We start from the raw sequence: 15,928 nt of genomic DNA, 5'->3' as shown, positions 1-15,928 counted from the left end.
AGCAAGCTGGCATCGAAAGGAGGAAGAAAATGCCGTTGAACGATGTGCTCTGGACGCGTCCAGTGACGGTCCGGCTGCAGTGCGGTCTGGAACGAACATTTACCGGCGTCTATGATGCCTTGGATTTCCTGGAAAACGAATGGCCACTGGCCCATGGTGAACGCTATCAGCGTGCGGTCAAGACCTGTCGCGGTGCCCTCAACCGAGTTATTGCGCCATTGATTGCACGGGAGGCCTTCATGGCCGCGTGCTTCGAAGCCGGCATGCCGGCAGTTGCCGCTCCCTGGCAGGTGCAAGCCACCAGCCGCCCGGCCCGACCTACGCGTGTCGCTGCCCTCCGCTAAAGGCGGCGTAACCGGGAGGTCACATCGGACCTCGCGATGCCTGCCGCGCGGCCCCATGCGAGCCGCGCTGGCACAGAAGCCAGGTTTAGCGAACGGATTTGAAATTCTTCCGCAAACAGCTGGGGCTGTTATAGTGGTCATGGGATAACCTCCTTCGCTTGGCGTTCTGCGACGCGAGCGGAGGGGTAGGTGGTCGAGGTGAAGAATGCCGCCGGCATCGATTGAATTTGTGGCCGTGCCCCTTCCCTTTCAGGAATCTGGCCGGTCGCGCGGCGTTGGAACAACGATGTGCGCAATTTCGTTTGTGGACCGAATGTCCGGGAACAGCCATGGCCAGCGACAGCCTATCGAACTACCGATCCAAACGCGATTTCCAGAAGACCGCGGAGCCCAGCGGCGAGCAACGCGTGAAAAAGAGCAATCGCCGCCGGTTTGTCATTCAGAAGCACGATGCGACACGGCTGCACTACGACCTGCGGCTCGAGCTCGACGGCGTGTTCAAGAGCTGGGCTGTCACCAAAGGTCCATCGCTCGATCCGCACGACAAGCGCCTTGCGGTCGAGGTCGAAGATCATCCGCTCGATTATGGCGACTTCGAAGGCACGATTCCGAAAGGCCAGTATGGCGGCGGTACCGTCATGCTGTGGGATCGCGGCTATTGGGAGCCGGAGGGGAGGAAGACTCCCGAGCAGGCGCTTTCCAAGGGCGATTTCAAGTTCACACTCGAAGGCGAGCGCCTGCACGGGAGCTTCGTGCTGGTGCGCATGCGCAACGATCGCGAGCGCAGCACGCGTACCAACTGGCTGTTGATCAAGCATCATGACGAGTTCTCCGTCGAGGAGAACGGTGCTTTCGTCCTGGAAGAGAACGTCACCTCGGTGGCCTCGGGCCGCAGCATGGAAATGATCGCAGCCGGCAAGGGGCGCAAACCGACACCCTTCATGGTGGAAGGCGCCAAGGTCGAGGCTGACGCCGTCTGGGACAGTAATCACGGACTGGCCGCCGAGGGGCGGCAGGAGGCGAGAGGCGGAAAGCGCGCCGGCACCGCAACGGCGGTTGATCTTCCGAATTTCATCGCGCCGCAGCTTTGCGAGAAGCTGGAGCGGCCACCCGGCGGGAACGGCTGGATCCACGAGATCAAGTTCGATGGATACCGCATTCAGATGCGCGTGCTCGACGGCGAAGCGACGCTGAAAACCAGGAAAGGTCTCGACTGGACGGCCAAGTACCCCGAAATCGCTGAAGCGGCGTCAGCGCTTCCAGACTGCATAATCGATGGCGAAATCTGCGCTCTCGATGAGCACGGTGTGCCTGACTTCGCCGCGCTGCAGGCGGCGCTGTCGGAAGGCAAGACCGGCAGCCTCGTCTACTTCGCCTTCGACCTGCTCTATGACGGCGGCGAGGATCTCCGCTCCAAGCCCCTCATGGAGCGCAAGACGCGGTTACAGGAGCTGCTCACGCAGGCTGGCAACGATCCTCGCATCCGCTACGTCGAGCATTTTACAGGCGGCGGCGACGCCGTGCTCAGGTCGGCGTGCAAGCTATCGCTGGAAGGTATTGTGTCGAAAAAGGCTGATGCCCCCTATCAGTCCGGTCGAACGGAGAGCTGGGCGAAGTCGAAATGCCGGGCGGGGCACGAGGTAGTCATCGGCGCCTATGCCAAGACCAACGGCAAGTTTCGTTCCCTTCTCGTCGGCGTTTTCAGCGACGATCATTTTGTCTATGTCGGCCGTGTCGGGACCGGCTACGGCGCCAAGAAAGTCGAAACGCTGCTTCCGAAACTGAAGGCGCTGGAGACGGCGAAGTCGCCGTTCACAGGTGTCGGCGCTCCGAAGAAGCAGGCTGAAGTCGTATGGGTGAAGCCCGAGCTTGTCGCCGAGATTGAATTCGAGGGCTGGACCGCCGACGGTCTCGTCCGGCAGGCCGCCTTCAAGGGCTTGCGTGAAGACAAGCCGGCCAGGGAAGTCGAGGCGGAGCGACCGTTAAGATCCTCCAAGGCCGAGATTGCGGAGACGGCTCCGCGGGCCGCACCAAAATCGACGCGCCGCGGGGGTCAGAAGGCCAATGTCATGGGTGTGCTGATTTCAAGCCCGGACAAACCATTGTGGCCGGATGCCAATGATGGTGAGCCGGTGACAAAGGAGGAATTGGCCCGCTATTACGAGGCGGTCGGCGACTGGATGATCGGCCACCTCAAGGGCAGGCCCTGCTCCATCATCCGCGCCCCGGACGGGATTGGCGGCGAGCAGTTCTTCCAGCGTCATGCGATGCCGGGGCAATCCAACCTGCTCGAATTGGTGAAGGTATTCGGCGACAAGAAGCCTTACCTGCAGATCGATCGCATCGAAGGGCTTGCGGCGGTCGCCCAGATCGCGGCGCTCGAGCTCCATCCGTGGAACTGCGAACCCGGCCAACCGGAAGTGCCTGGTCGCCTGGTATTCGATCTCGATCCCGGGCCCGACGTTCCCTTTTCCACGGTTGTTGCCGCTGCCCGCGAAATGCGCGATCGGCTGGAAGACCTCGGATTGATCAGCTTCTGCAAGACGACCGGCGGCAAGGGCTTGCATGTCGTGACCCCGCTTGCAGTCAACAAACGAAAACCGTTGTCATGGCCGGAGGCAAAGGGCTTCGCGCACGACGTCTGCCAGCAGATGGCCCGGAACAATCCCGATCTCTACCTGATCAAGATGACCAAGAGCCTGCGGGGCGGTCGCATTTTCCTCGATTACCTGCGCAATGATCGCATGGCGACGGCCGTGGCACCACTCTCCCCTCGGGCCCGCCCAGGGGCGACGGTGTCAATGCCTCTGACGTGGGCACAGGTGAAATCAGACCTCGACCCCAAAAGGTTCACGATCCGAACCGTGCCTGCTTTGCTGTCGAAGTCGTCCGCCTGGAAGGATTATTGCGAGGGGCAGCGTCCCTTGGAGCAAGCGATCAAGAGGCTCGGCCGCACCGGCAAGCATGCCGCCTGACACGGCTGATGGCCCGCGGCACTCATCTGATTGAAGTGGCATCAGTCAAATCGAAGACGGCGGCGTTATCCTGGATCTCGCGAAGGCCCTTGTATGAGGGGTGCCGTAGGCTGCCCTCACGCGTCCAGCCGCGAAACTCGATCTCGGCAATCAAGGTCGGTTGGGAAAAGACGAGGCGCTTTCCTTTCAGCGGCACGACGGGTTTTTTCGTCTGGAGGCGGTTCAACGTCTTGCGCAAATATTCCGCCTCGGTTCGGTTGAACCCCGTGCCGACGGATCCGACGTAAATCCAGTCGTTGCCCTTTCGGCCTGCAAGCAAAAGACTGCCGAGCCCGCCGCGCGTGCTGGCGGATTCCTCGTAACCGACGATCATGAAACTGTCGCTCTGAACGCACTTGATCTTCTGCCAGTCACCCAGCCGGCCACTCCGGTAAGGGCTGTCACTGCGCTTGGCAATGATGCCTTCGAGGCCCAGATGACATGCGTGTTCGAGCAGTTCCTCGCCACCCAGATCCAGTTCGTGCGAGAACCGAATGGCGCCGTCGTCGGTCTCAGGGACCAGATCCTCCAGAAGATGACGGCGCACCGACAGTTCCGTCCGCGTCAGGTCGTGACCGTCGAGATACAACAGATCGAAGGCGTAGAAGATGGATTCGGTCGAGATCCGCTTGCCGCCCCTGCCGCCGAGCGAGCGCTGCAAGGCTCCGAAGTCCGAGCGACCTTCTTCATCGAGGACGACGGCTTCTCCGTCGAGAATGCAGCTCGACACACCGAGCTCTTTTGCTGCTGCGGCGATGCTTGGAAAACGGTGGGTCCAGTCATGGCCGCCGCGGGTGAGAATACGAATAGCCTTTGGCTGGATGTGGACCGCCAATCGGTAGCCGTCCCACTTCACCTCGTAAAGCCAATCCGGCCCTTGCGGCACCGTCTGCTTCAGCAAGGCCAGGCACGGCTCCACTCTCAACGGCATTGCATCGAACGGCAGGTTTGGCTGGTCGGGATCACGCCGACGGACAGGTCGCGAGTGTATCGCGGAATTGGAATCGCGAAGCAGGGGGGCGGAGGGGCGCCGTGGTCTGGTCATCACTCAATGCCTGCCGGATCGGTTCTCGGCATCGACGGATTTGCGCAGCGCCTCCATGATGTTGATGACGTTGCTGGGAGCCGGTTCTGGCTTCTCCCTTCCCTTGGACTTGGCCTTGACAGGCTTTTTCATCTGTTTCTTCTTGGCTTCGATAAGCTCGAGCAATCTGTCCTGCACCGGGTCGGAGGCCATCTTCGGGTTCCAGTGCTGCGTCTGCTTCTTGATGAGCTGCTGGACCAGCGGCATCATCTGGCTGTCCGCCGGCTGATCGTCCACCCTATCGAAATAGTTCTCAGCGTCGCGCACCTCGTCGCCGTAACGGAGGGTCCAAAGGACGATGCCCTTGCCGCGAGGCTCCAGCATCACGGCCCGCTCGCGGCGCGCAATCACCAGCCGCGAGATGCCGACCATGTCCTCGGCGGCCATCGCGTCGCGGATCACCGAGAATGCCTCCTGGCCGACCGGATCGTCGGGTGAAAGATAGTAGGGCGTGTCGAGCCAGATCCATTCGACGGTGTTGCGCGGCGTAAAGACTTCAATATCGATCGTCTTGGTGCTTTCAAGCGCAACGTTCTCCAACTCATCGTCCTCAAGCAAGACATATTCGTTCTCACCGCGCTGATAGGCTTTTACTTCGTCTTCATCTTTCACGTCCTTGCCGGTGACGGCGTCGACATAGTGGCTGACGACGCGGTTCTGGGTGGCGCGATTGAGCGTGTGAAAACGCACCTTCTCATTTTCAGAAGTGGCCGGCATCATCTGCACCGGGCAGGTGACGAGCGACAGTTTGAGGTAACCTTTCCAGTAAGGCCGGATCGCCATGGAAACCTCCGATCACCCGGCGCGGCGCTGGTGAGCGCCGGCCGGGCTGCGTGGTTTCGTCGTCGACGCGCGCGCGGCCTTCTGCCTGCTCTTTCCGGCATTGGCATTTGCAGCGGTGCGCTTCGCCTTGGCCGGCGTCGCCATGCCGGCGCTTTCGCGTAGCGCCTGTAGCAGGTCGCTCGGTTTGGGAGCCGGCGGCGCCTTTTTCTTCGGAAGGGTGCGGCCTTCGATCTTGGCCTTCACCAGCTCGCCGACGGCCGCTTCATATCGGTCGTCGAACTGCTTCGGGTCGAACTCGCCCTTCTTGGTGTTGATGATGTGCTTGGCAAGCTCCAGCATCTCGCCTTCGATCTTGAGATCCGGCATCTCCTCGAATGCCTTCTCCGAGGAGCGAACCTCATAATCGAAGTTCAAGGTTGAGCCGACCAGCCCTTTGCCATGGGGGCGGATGAGGAGAGTTCGCAGGCGGCGGAACAGCACCGTTCGGGCAATGGCCGCGACCTTGGCTTTTTCCATACCATCCCTCAGGAGTTTGAAAGCGTCGCTGCCCATCTTGTCGGGAGCCAGATAGTAAGGCTTGTCGAAATAGACGTCGTCGACCTCGTCAAAAGGAATGAACGCCTCCACCTTCAGCGTCTTGTCGCTTTCAGGAATGGCGGCCGAGACTTCCTCGGGCTCGAGCACGACATAGCGGCCGTCCTCAATCTCAAAACCCTTGACCTGGTCCTCGCGCTCGACCGGGTCTCCGGTCTCGCCGTCAACGAATTCTCGGCGCACCCGGTTGCCGGTCTTCCTGTTCAGTGTGTGAAACGCGATCCGCTCGGATGTGGAGGCGGCGGTGTAAAGGGCCACGGGGAAGGCCACCTCCCCGAACTTGATGAAGCCTTTCCAATTCGCTCTCGGGGCAACCATTTCGCACGCGCTCCTGCCGCAACCAGTGCGAGTCAACCGAATCACTTTACGATTGGTTCCGAATCAAAACGAATCAAATTTCAATAGCTTAGCAAGAATCATCCACGCGTTTTCCGAGTCTCGCTCATCCCGTTGAATCTGATCGATCTTTTTCTCTCGGGGTGCTTTTTACAATGACAGCAACCAGCAGATAGGGACGCCTGAGGAGCTCGGCTGCTCAATCGATGCGTTGTCCCTCGCCGTCGAACACATGCAGATATTGGGGCGGGAAGGCGACATTGACCTTCGGCCCCGCCTTCAACGCTTCGCGGTCCAGAGTGAAGATCTTGAAGGGCAGGCCATGGAGGGTGAGGTGCAGGATAATGCCGAAGCCGGTGGGTTCGACGAGCTCCACATCGGTGCCAAGCCCCGTCCCGTCACTCGTCATCAGCACATGCTCCGGCCGGATGCCGAGCATCACCTTCGCGCCGTCTGCAAGCGGCAGCGGCCTTGCCAGCGGCACGATCGTCCCATCCTTCAGCTTGACGCCGCCTGCTTCATAGGTGGCGTCGAGGAAATTCATCCCCGGCGAACCGATGAAACCGGCGACGAAGAGGTTGGCGGGGCGATCGTAGAGTTCGAGCGGACTGCCGACCTGCTGCACCACGCCGCCGTGCATGGCGACGATCCGGTCGGCGAGCGTCATCGCCTCGATCTGGTCATGGGTGACATAAATCGAGGTTGCCTTCAACTCGCCATGCAGCTTCTTGATTTCGGCGCGCATCTGTTCGCGCAACCGCGCATCCAGATTGGACAGTGGTTCGTCGAACAGGAAGGCCTTCGGCTGGCGCACGATGGCGCGGCCCATCGCGACACGCTGGCGCTGACCGCCGGAGAGCGCCTTCGGCCGCCGTTCGAGCAGCGGATCGAGACCGAGCTTGGCGGCGGCCGCCGCCACCGCGCTGGTGATCTTCTCCTTGGCGGTCTTCCGCAGCCTGAGGCTGTAGCTCATATTGCCGGCGACGTTCATGTGCGGATAGAGCGCATAGGACTGGAACACCATGGCGATGTCGCGGTCCTTGGGATGCAGTTCGTTCACACGGGCGCCCGCAATACGGATCTCACCCGATGTGACGTCCTCCAGCCCGGCGATCATCCGCAACAGCGTGGACTTGCCGCAGCCGGAGGGACCGACGAGCACGACGAATTCGCCATCTCTGATCTCGAGGTCGACGCCGTGCAGCACCTGCACGTGGCCATAGGCTTTGCGGATATTCTGGATATCGATCGATGCCATTCTGTTTAACCCTTGACCGCGCCGGCCGTCAGGCCCTGGACGAGATATCGTTGGATGAGCAGGAAGAAGAGGCCGGCCGGAATGAGCGCCATGACGCCCGCCGCCATCATCTGCCCGAAATCCACCGAGAATTTCGAAACGAAGGTTAGAAGTCCCACAGGGAAGGTCGCCGCATCATTGCCGTTGATCAGCATCAGCGCAAACAGCAGTTCGCTCCAGGCGGCGGTGAAGACGAAGCCGAGCGTCGCGGCGATGCCTGGCAGCGTCAGGGGCAGGATGATCTGGCGGAAGGCCGTGAACTGCGTCGCCCCGTCGATCATCGCCGCCTCTTCGAGATCCTTGGGGATGCCGTCGAAGAAGGACTGCATCAGGAAGGTGGCGAAGGGCACGTTGAAGGCGGTGTAGACAATGACGAGCCCAGTCAGGCTGTTGGTCAGATGCAGGGGCGACAGGATCTTGAAGATCGGCGCGACCAGCATGACGAGCGGAAACATCTGGGTCAGCAGCATCAGCGCGACGATCCAGTATTTTGCGCGGAAATTGAAGCGCGACAGCGCGTAGCCCGAGAGCGAGGCGCAGATCGTCACCGTCACCGCCGTCGAGGCCGAGACGATCAGGCTGTTCTTGAAGAAGGTGGGAAAGGCACTGTGCTGCAGCACGAAGGCATAATGATCCCAGCTCGTGCGCGACGGCCACATGCGCACGCCTTCCGTATAGAGCAGATCGTTCGGCGTCACCGAGACCTTGAGCAGCCAGAACAGCGGGAAGAGCGCGAAGGCGATGTAGCAGAGGATCGCTAAGCGATGCGCGATGGTGGGAAGGATTGATCGTTTCATGGTCTCAATCCTTGTTCAACAGCGTCTGCCGCAGCAGGATGATCAGCATCGAATAGGCGAGCAGCAGCGCCAGCAGCACCAGTGCAATCGCCGAGGCATAACCGAAATCGAGCCGCTTGAAGGCCGTGGTGAAGATATAACTCGCGACGATCTGCGTCCGGTCGGCCGGGCCGCCATTGGTCATGACGACGATGAGATCGGCGAAGTTGGAAATCCAGACGGTGCGGAGCAGCACGGTGATGGCGATCGTCGGCGCCAGAAACGGCAGGGTGATCGAGCGGAAACGCTGAAACCAGCCGGCACCATCGATCGAGGCGGCCTCGTAGAGATCGCGCGGAATCGCCTGCAGCGCCGCAAGCAGGGTGATGGCAAAGAAGGGAATTCCCCACCAGACATTGGCGACGATCGGCCCCCACATCGCATGATCGGGATCGGAGAGAATGTTGCCCGGCTCATGCATCAGCCCGAGTGCGAAGAGCCAGTGCGGGATCGGCCCGATGACCGGATTGAACAGCCAGGCCCAGTTGAGACCGGCGAGAAAGGACGGCACCGCCCAGGGCAGGAAAACCAGCGCCTGTGCGATCGCCCGGCCCGGGAACGGCTTGTCGAGCAGCAACGCCAGAATGAGGCCGAAGATGAATTGCAAGACGACGGAGGCGCCGGTCCACCACAGCGTGTTCCTCAGCGCGCCGTAAAAGGCCGCGTCGCTCGACAACTCGCGGAAATGCTCGAGCCCGATGAAGCCGCCGGAAAAGGGATTGAGCAGCTGGATATCGCGGAAGGCATAGGACAGCCCGAGCGTCAGCGGCACCAGCATCACCGCAATGATCAGGATCAGCGACGGCGCGCTGTAGAGATAGGGCTCCGAAGCATCGGCAAGACGGCGCAGCCACGGCCTGCGGTCGCGACGCATGTCGAGCATATCGGCGGAAATGGTCATCGGATTGCGGTTTCCATTGTCTTACCCGGTTGGGAATTGTGACGCTTCTGAACGAAGAGACCGGAGCCCCCTCATCCGACCTTTCGGGCCACCTTTCTCCCCGCTGGGGAGAAGGAGAATGAGGCGCCGCCACGAGTCTCTTCTCCCCAGCGGGGGTCTGAAGGACGGGTCGAGACCAGTGGCTCGACCCAGCCATAGGTGCCGGCAGGCGGATGAGGGGGCCCCCAGCTCGAAGCCCCCTTTTTTCACTACTTCTTGCTCAGGAACTTCTGCTGCGCCTTGGTCAGATAATCCGCCCACTGATCCGCCAGATCCTTCGCCGAGATGTCGCCGAGCAAGGCCTGCTGCGAGGTCTTGATCGCCAGCGAATCCTTGAAGAAGGCGAACTCTTCCAGATAGGTCGGCATGACGGTCGGCACGGTGTTCGGATCCGCCAGTTCCTCGAACCAGCCCTTGAACTGGTCACCGGCATAGAAGGGATCCTTTTCGGCCGCGGTATAGGCCGGCAGGGCGCCGATGCGCTTGTTCCACTCGATATTGCCTTCCGGCCCTTCGAGTGTGGCGATCAGCTTCCAGGAGAGATCCTTGTTGGCGCTCGTCGAAAACATCGACCAACCGCCATAGCCGATGGTTGGGAAGGACTTGCCGTCAGGCCCCTTCGGCAGCGGCGCAACGCCGAAATCCTCCTTCTTCATGCGTTCGGCGATGGCGATCAGCGCGTCCGGATCCTGGTCGAGGAAGGCGCAGGTGCCGGAATAGAAACCGGCGACGACTTCGTTGAAGCCCCAGTTGACGCTGTCCTTCGGCGCATAGCCCTTCTTGTAGAGATCGACCATCCACTCGATGCCCTTTGCCCAGCCGGGGCTGTTCATGGTCGAGGTGCCGTCTTCCTTGAAGTACTTGTTGTCGCCCGCCATCGTGGCGGCGAAGATCATCCAGCCATTGAGGCCGCCCGGGCCGCCGCGCATGCAGTAGCCATATTTGCCCGGCAGCTTGGAGACCTTTTCGGACGCGGCAGTAAACTCGTCCAGCGTCTTCGGCGGCGCGGCGACACCAGCCTCCGAAAGCAGCTTCTTGTTGTAGAACATCGCCCTGAGATAGAAGCCGTAGGGCAGCATGTAGGCAGTATTCTTGACGTCGCGGCCGAGCTCGAGCGCGCGCGGCGTCAGCTCCTTGGTGTGCTCCCATTTTTCGAGATAGGGCTCAAGGCTTTCGAGCATGCCGTTGTTGGCATAAAGCGACAGCCAGGTATCGGGCATCTCCATCACATCGGGCACGTCACCGGCCGACACCATGGTGGCGAATTTCTGGAAGGCTTCGTTCCAGGGCAGCGAGATGATGTCGACCTTGGTGCCGGGATTGGCGGCCTCGAACTTGCCGACGATCGATTTCAGCGTTTCTGTGCGCTCCGGGCTGGTGATGACTTCGACCAACTTCAGCGTCGTATCGGCGAACGCCGTACCCGCCATCATCGAAGCAAAGAGTGTCGAGATTATCAGCTTTTTCATGCTCAGTTCCCCCTTATAGGTCTCTCTTGTCAGGTTCTCTCTGGTTTCAGGATTATGAGGCGGCGGCGAGCGCCTCCTCGATGTCCCTCCACAGGGCCTCGGTTCCTTCGAGGCCGACATGGAGGCGTACGGATCGCGCATGAATTCCAAAAGTTTGCGCGGAATTCGGCTGTGCCTTCTGCTGAAGCACCACCTCGCCCGGTACGATCAGGCTTTCATGCCCACCCCAGCTCACTCCCAGTTTGAAGAGCTTGAGGCGATCGGCGAAGGCGCGGATATCGACGCCTTCTCGGAAAATGAACGAAAACAGGCCCGACGTGCCGTGGAGCCCGGCGGGCAGACGGTTGGCAAGCCCGGGGTGGCAGACCGTCTCCACCACATCGAGCTTCTCCAGCCGTCTGGCGATCTCCAGGGCGGAGGCTTCATGAGCCTTCATCCGCAGCGGCAGCGTGCGCAGGCCGCGGATCAACAGCCAGGCGTCGAAGGGCGAAAGCTTGCCGCCGAGATAAGGATAGGCCTCGGCCTTGACGCGCGCAATCATCGCCTTCGAGCCGGCGATGACGCCCGCCACCACGTCGCTGTGGCCGCCAAGATATTTGGAGGCGGAATGGATGACGAGATCGACGCCGAGCGTCAGAGGCCGCTGGAAGAACGGGCTCGCCCAGCTGTTGTCGATCATCGAGACGACGCCGTGTCGCTTGGCAAGGGCTGCGAGCGCACCGACGTCATGCGCCTCCATGACCCAGCTCGTCGGGCTTTCCAGGTAGAGGAGCTTGGCGCCGGGCAGCGCCTTCGCCACCGCCTCCTCGTCGCGACCGTCGACATAGGTCACCTCGATCTTCATCCGCGTCAGGATGGTACCGAACAGGCGGAAGGCATCGGGATAGACATGCCGGACGGCGACGATGCGGTCGCCCGGCTCGACAAAGCTCAGCACCGCCGACGAGATCGCCGCCATGCCGCTCGCGAAACCCAGCGCATCCTCCGCACCTTCGAGCTTGGCCAGCATTTCCTCGAAGGCGCGCACCGTCGGGTTCAGCCCGCGCGTATAGGTCGGCCGCACCTTCTCGCCGCGATAGACGGTGATCATTTCGTCATAATCGGAAAAGGTGAAAAGCGAGGTCTGGAAGATCGGCGGCACGACGGCGTCGGCGAAGTTGCCGTCGTCGTGGGCGGTGATAAGGGAAGCAAGATCGAACGGGTCTGCGCCGTTGCTCATTTGGACATTTCCTTGATGTCTTCCTCGACGATATCGAGAATTTTCAATGTCTCCGCCCGCGCCGCCTCGGCATCCCGAGCGGCGATCGCGTTAAAAAGCGTGCGGTGAAAGGGAAAGGACCGGCGAGCGAAATCCTGCCGGTCGAACGGATGCTCCCAGAAGCGCTCGAATGTCTCGCGCATCTGCTCGAGAAGCTGGCGAAACAGCGGGTTGTGGGTGGCGTCGTAGACGGCGAGATGGAAGGCGAGATCCTCCGGCCCGGATGTGCCCTTCTCCAGGTGCACCCGCTCCATCTCGTTGAGCTTCTCCTCGATGACGACGAGGTCTCTTGTCGTGCGCCGCCGGGCGGCGACCATGCCCGCCTCGCATTCGATGCCGCGGCGAACCTCCAGCGTCTGCAGCAGCGCATCGCGCAGATGCGCCGCGTCGAAAGACAGCGGCATATGGATCGTCGCCCGGGACACCGGCTTCAGCAGATAGGTGCCGCTGCCCTTGCGCGTCTCGATGACGCCGAGCGCCTGGAAATGCCGGATCGCCTCGCGAATGGTCGAACGGCCGACGGCAAGGGCCGCCATCAGCTCCCGCTCGGCCGGCAGCCGATCACCCGCCTGCAACCGCGCTTGCTCCACATAATCCGCCAGCGCATCGGTCACCTGACGCGCCCGGTCCATGACGGGAAGCGGCCGGATCACCGGCCTGTCGCTACGATTTGCCTTCATGGTTCCCCATTTTTTCTATCAGGCAGCCAGATCTGAATTGGTCTGACATCTTAGCATTTCGCAAACGGGGCAAGACGTCAAGCCGAGTTGTCTTTATAATAAGGCCGATCTTGCTGCGTCGCTCCCTGGGCAGAAGCGGTTCTACGGTTCGCCATTTTGCGTCGGTAGGTCACCACGTACCAGGGCAGCCTCCTGAAAGGCACCTTGAATTAAAACTCAGCTGATTTGGCCAAGCACATTATAACAGGACCTAGGCAAGGATTGCCCCGTCACCGGGAGCGCCTAAAGCGTCGGCGCCTGCGACCTGCCCGAACCGCGATTTTCACAATCTCGCGCTCCTGTTTCACGAAGTCGCAACGAACGCTGCGAAGTACGGAGCACTCTCCGTCGGCGACGGGCACGGACGGATGAATGCAGATCCGACCCAGCCCTCTTCGGCTTTGAAAGCATCCTGGAGCAAAGGATAGCGCAAAACCTTGACATCCATATCGAGCGATCATGGACGCCTGATGAATTGTCAATTCGGCTTTCGCTTCTCCGTCTCGTGATCACGTAAGCCTTCCGGCTCGCCCGGGGCTTACAAGGGAGATGCATGGCATGCCATCGCCATACCGAATGACACCCGCAATTCGGCAGCCTCCGTTTCGCGATTTGTCCGGTGTTGTTCTCCGCGGCGGCAAACAGAGGCGACGCCTAGTCCCTTCATCGGTCCTTAAGAAAAGGATGGCAGCTTTACCTCAAATTTGGGGGGTGCATATATGGTACATGGGTTGATGTGGCGGGCTCGCATTCAGACGAAGGTGCTCGCGCTTTTGGCGCCATTCGTCATTAGCCTATGCGCAGTAGGGTTGACTGGGTACTACGCGTCGAGCCTTCTCGAAGGTCGGATGGAGATCTCCAACCATATTTTGCAGTCTCTGAACGGGTTCAAGCTTGTTTCTTCAAGCATGACCGGCTTTCTGATGAAGCCGTCGCAGGAAGCTCGTGACACCGCGCTTGCGGACGCCCGAGAGCAATTGGCAAACCTGAAGCAGACGATCGAGACTCTAAGGCCGACGACCGATGTGGGGCTTCTCGACCGCGCGCTCGATCAGTCGCAAATCATCCCGCAAAAGATCGAAGCGATCTGGCAAATCGAAACGGGACAGCAGAAAATTCTCAGCGACGTGGACGCTGCTTCCGCGGCGCTTCTTGACCTGCAAGGGCAGGTTGGCAAGCGCTCGTTCATGCTGATGGCGAGTGCGAAAAAGATGGAAAATGCCAACAAGAGCGGCCTCAGCAACGCCGTCTCCATCACCGCGGCCGCCAGTGTTGCGACAAAACTTAGCAATGATTATACGAACGCTACAACGTCGGCTGACAAGCTTAGCCTTCTAGCCAAATATGCGCCCGATTTGCAGAAGACAAGGGAGCAGCTTTCGCCTGCGATAGGGACCGACAGAGAAGCCCTCGCAACGCAGTATGCCGCTGCGGTAGATGCCATCCTTAACGTTTCGAAGGCGTCGCCAGACACTTTGGATGTCCCGACAACGGATACCGCCATCGCTAATCTTGCTGCTATTGGGGACAGTCTCAAGACAATTGGCGACGACCTGATGCGGACCTCAGTACTCGCGCTTGCCGCGTCGGACAAGGATATCTCTCAGGCGACGAATGTCGGCAACCAACTGCGTGCTATCGTTAACAGCAATAACGAGATCCGCGTCGGCTTCGCCGAACTTGCAGGCAAGCCAGACGACGCGCGAGTGAAGAAAGTCCAGCAATCAATCTACATGTATCAGACCGAGCTCGGCCGTCTCGCCGGCGTGGTGACCGACGATCCGGTTTTTGCCGAGATTCCGAAGAAGGCTCAACCCGTTCTCGATCTGCTTGCGGCGAACGCGGCAGCGCTCTCCGACGGTGCGCTCCGCAAGCTTGCTGAGTTCGACCGCGCCGCGGAGCAGATCGACAACACCTGGAACCTGCTTGCGCAGTTCGCCGAGACGCAGAAGGAAAATGCTGGGCAGGATCGTCAACAGGCCAATAGGATATCCGGCGGCGCGATTGTCATCGGCATCCTAATTGCCATGGCCGCAGGTGCCGCGCTGGTCTTCACACTGAAGGGACCTATCGCCCAGATTACCGCAGCGATGCGCAAGATCGCCGAGGGAAGGCTCGACACCACAATAACGGGCGAGACACGGGCCGACGAAATCGGGGAAATGGCCCGTGCGCTTTCGGTCTTCAAACAAAATGCGCTGTCGAAAGTCGAAATGGAACAACAGGCCGAGATCGCGCGTCGTGAGGCAGAATCTGAGCGCGCCCGCAACGAACTCGAGCGACGTAACGCACAGGTTCAGGTTGATGCCGCAATCGAGGCGCTGGCGGAAGGGCTCACGCGGCTGTCGCGCGGGCAGTTGAATTTTGCGATCGATACGCCCTTTGCCCCTGAGCTCGATCGGATCCGCACCGATTTCAACATGTCGGTGGCGGGTCTCAGAGAGACCCTCTGCGAGATCCGTGAGACGTCTTCCCTCATTAGCAATAATGGCCGCCAGATGGCGGAAGCCGTCGAAGACTTGGCCAGTCGGACTGAAAAGCAGGCGGCTGCTCTTGAAGAAACCGCAGCGGCTGTGGAGGAGATTTCTTCCGCCGTCAACACCTCTTCAGGACGGGCAGCAGCAGCGCTGGCGCTTGTCCAACGCGCCAAACAAGGCGCCGACGCCTCGGCTTCGGTGGTCCAAAACGCAGTATCGGCTATGGGACGGATCGAGGACGCGTCGGGCAAGATCGTACAGATTGTCAGCGCCATCGATTCCATCGCTTTCCAGACCAATCTCTTGGCCCTGAATGCGGGAGTCGAAGCGGCGAGAGCGGGCGAGGCCGGCAAGGGCTTTGCAGTCGTGGCGCAGGAAGTGCGGGAGCTGGCGCAGCGATCGGCTCGCGCAGCCAAGGAAATCGGCGAGCTCATCAACAATTCTGTCCGAGAGGTTGCGTCGGGCTCCGAGTTCGTCGGCCGCACTGGCGATGCGCTGATGGAGATTTCCACCGAGATCGTCCACATCGTCGGCCATATTGAACTGATCGCCGCGTCAAGCCGCGATCAAGCGACGACACTCAATTCGATCAATGCGTCGGTGAACGATATTGATCGTATGACGCAGCAAAATGCGGCGATGGTGGAAGAGACCAATGCCGCCACGCAACAGCTATCGTCAGAGGCGCTCGCACTTACCGAGATGATCGCACGCTTTCAGCTTGAAGGCCCTGAGAGCCCGGCTTCTAGAGGCTACGAGGCCGCCGCATGACGGCAG

At 60.6% G+C, this 15,928-nt stretch carries 12 protein-coding genes; 3 read left to right on the top strand and 9 right to left on the bottom strand.

All coding sequences use genetic code 11. From position 1 onward, the window contains the following. The first annotated feature begins 29 nt into the window (after positions 1-29). Positions 30-344: a DUF982 domain-containing protein gene (locus HJC04_RS04830; protein WP_210632278.1), complete on the top strand. Its 315-nt coding sequence runs from the start codon at positions 30-32 to the stop codon at positions 342-344. A gap of 329 nt (positions 345-673) precedes the next feature. Continuing rightward, positions 674-3,319, top strand: coding sequence for a DNA ligase D (ligD, locus tag HJC04_RS04825; RefSeq protein ID WP_221145020.1), 2,646 nt, complete (start codon positions 674-676; stop codon positions 3,317-3,319). A 22-nt stretch (positions 3,320-3,341) separates the two neighbouring features. Here ligD (HJC04_RS04825) and ligD (HJC04_RS04820) read toward each other — a convergent pair whose 3' ends face one another. The 9 genes from ligD (HJC04_RS04820) to HJC04_RS04780 form a co-directional block, all read right to left on the bottom strand. After that, the gene (gene ligD, locus HJC04_RS04820) at positions 3,342-4,403 is read right to left on the bottom strand and encodes a non-homologous end-joining DNA ligase (RefSeq protein ID WP_210632276.1); all 1,062 of its coding nucleotides are present in this window, start codon (positions 4,401-4,403) and stop codon (positions 3,342-3,344) included. 3 nt (positions 4,404-4,406) lie between these two features. Continuing rightward, positions 4,407-5,225, bottom strand: coding sequence for a Ku protein (locus HJC04_RS04815; RefSeq protein WP_210632275.1), 819 nt, complete (start codon positions 5,223-5,225; stop codon positions 4,407-4,409). A gap of 12 nt (positions 5,226-5,237) precedes the next feature. Further along, complete coding sequence (locus HJC04_RS04810) at positions 5,238-6,137, bottom strand: Ku protein (protein ID WP_210632274.1); 900 nt, start codon at positions 6,135-6,137, stop codon at positions 5,238-5,240. Between the two features lie 217 nt (positions 6,138-6,354). Beyond that, entirely contained in the window at positions 6,355-7,413 is a 1,059-nt protein-coding gene (locus HJC04_RS04805; protein WP_210632273.1) for an ABC transporter ATP-binding protein, read from the bottom strand. A gap of 5 nt (positions 7,414-7,418) precedes the next feature. After that, a complete protein-coding gene (locus HJC04_RS04800; protein WP_221145018.1) occupies positions 7,419-8,249 on the bottom strand; it encodes a carbohydrate ABC transporter permease in 831 nt (276 codons plus the stop codon). A 4-nt stretch (positions 8,250-8,253) separates the two neighbouring features. Beyond that, the gene (locus HJC04_RS04795; RefSeq protein ID WP_085781048.1) at positions 8,254-9,189 is read right to left on the bottom strand and encodes a carbohydrate ABC transporter permease; all 936 of its coding nucleotides are present in this window, start codon (positions 9,187-9,189) and stop codon (positions 8,254-8,256) included. A 248-nt stretch (positions 9,190-9,437) separates the two neighbouring features. Then, positions 9,438-10,697, bottom strand: coding sequence for a sugar ABC transporter substrate-binding protein (locus tag HJC04_RS04790; protein WP_210632271.1), 1,260 nt, complete (start codon positions 10,695-10,697; stop codon positions 9,438-9,440). A 52-nt stretch (positions 10,698-10,749) separates the two neighbouring features. Further along, positions 10,750-11,916 (bottom strand): PLP-dependent transferase, encoded by a 1,167-nt coding sequence (locus tag HJC04_RS04785; protein WP_221145016.1) that lies wholly within the window; start codon positions 11,914-11,916, stop codon positions 10,750-10,752. Beyond that, positions 11,913-12,635 (bottom strand): FadR/GntR family transcriptional regulator, encoded by a 723-nt coding sequence (locus HJC04_RS04780; protein ID WP_221145014.1) that lies wholly within the window; start codon positions 12,633-12,635, stop codon positions 11,913-11,915. Before HJC04_RS04780 ends, HJC04_RS04785 begins: the two co-directional genes overlap by 4 nt. Positions 12,636-13,393: 758 nt before the next feature. Here HJC04_RS04780 and HJC04_RS04775 point away from each other — a divergent pair. Continuing rightward, positions 13,394-15,922: a HAMP domain-containing methyl-accepting chemotaxis protein gene (locus HJC04_RS04775; RefSeq protein WP_221145012.1), complete on the top strand. Its 2,529-nt coding sequence runs from the start codon at positions 13,394-13,396 to the stop codon at positions 15,920-15,922. Positions 15,923-15,928 lie beyond the last annotated feature (6 nt).

This window comes from Rhizobium sp. NLR8a (genome assembly GCF_019685235.1).
In the GTDB taxonomy this organism is placed as follows: domain Bacteria; phylum Pseudomonadota; class Alphaproteobacteria; order Rhizobiales; family Rhizobiaceae; genus Rhizobium.
The sequence above is the reverse complement of the archived record's forward strand: the minus strand, read 5'-3'. Positions and strand labels throughout refer to the sequence as shown.

Excerpts from the sequence above, each read along its gene's own strand:
- HJC04_RS04830 (WP_210632278.1), top strand. The coding sequence starts at position 30 with ATGCCGTTGAACGATGTGCTCTGGACGCGTCCAGTGACGGTCCGGCTG.
- ligD (WP_221145020.1), top strand. The coding sequence starts at position 674 with ATGGCCAGCGACAGCCTATCGAACTACCGATCCAAACGCGATTTCCAG.
- ligD (WP_210632276.1), bottom strand. The coding sequence starts at position 4,403 with ATGACCAGACCACGGCGCCCCTCCGCCCCCCTGCTTCGCGATTCCAAT.
- HJC04_RS04815 (WP_210632275.1), bottom strand. The coding sequence starts at position 5,225 with ATGGCGATCCGGCCTTACTGGAAAGGTTACCTCAAACTGTCGCTCGTC.
- HJC04_RS04810 (WP_210632274.1), bottom strand. The coding sequence starts at position 6,137 with ATGGTTGCCCCGAGAGCGAATTGGAAAGGCTTCATCAAGTTCGGGGAG.
- HJC04_RS04805 (WP_210632273.1), bottom strand. The coding sequence starts at position 7,413 with ATGGCATCGATCGATATCCAGAATATCCGCAAAGCCTATGGCCACGTG.
- HJC04_RS04800 (WP_221145018.1), bottom strand. The coding sequence starts at position 8,249 with ATGAAACGATCAATCCTTCCCACCATCGCGCATCGCTTAGCGATCCTC.
- HJC04_RS04795 (WP_085781048.1), bottom strand. The coding sequence starts at position 9,189 with ATGACCATTTCCGCCGATATGCTCGACATGCGTCGCGACCGCAGGCCG.
- HJC04_RS04790 (WP_210632271.1), bottom strand. The coding sequence starts at position 10,697 with ATGAAAAAGCTGATAATCTCGACACTCTTTGCTTCGATGATGGCGGGT.
- HJC04_RS04785 (WP_221145016.1), bottom strand. The coding sequence starts at position 11,916 with ATGAGCAACGGCGCAGACCCGTTCGATCTTGCTTCCCTTATCACCGCC.
- HJC04_RS04780 (WP_221145014.1), bottom strand. The coding sequence starts at position 12,635 with ATGAAGGCAAATCGTAGCGACAGGCCGGTGATCCGGCCGCTTCCCGTC.
- HJC04_RS04775 (WP_221145012.1), top strand. The coding sequence starts at position 13,394 with ATGGTACATGGGTTGATGTGGCGGGCTCGCATTCAGACGAAGGTGCTC.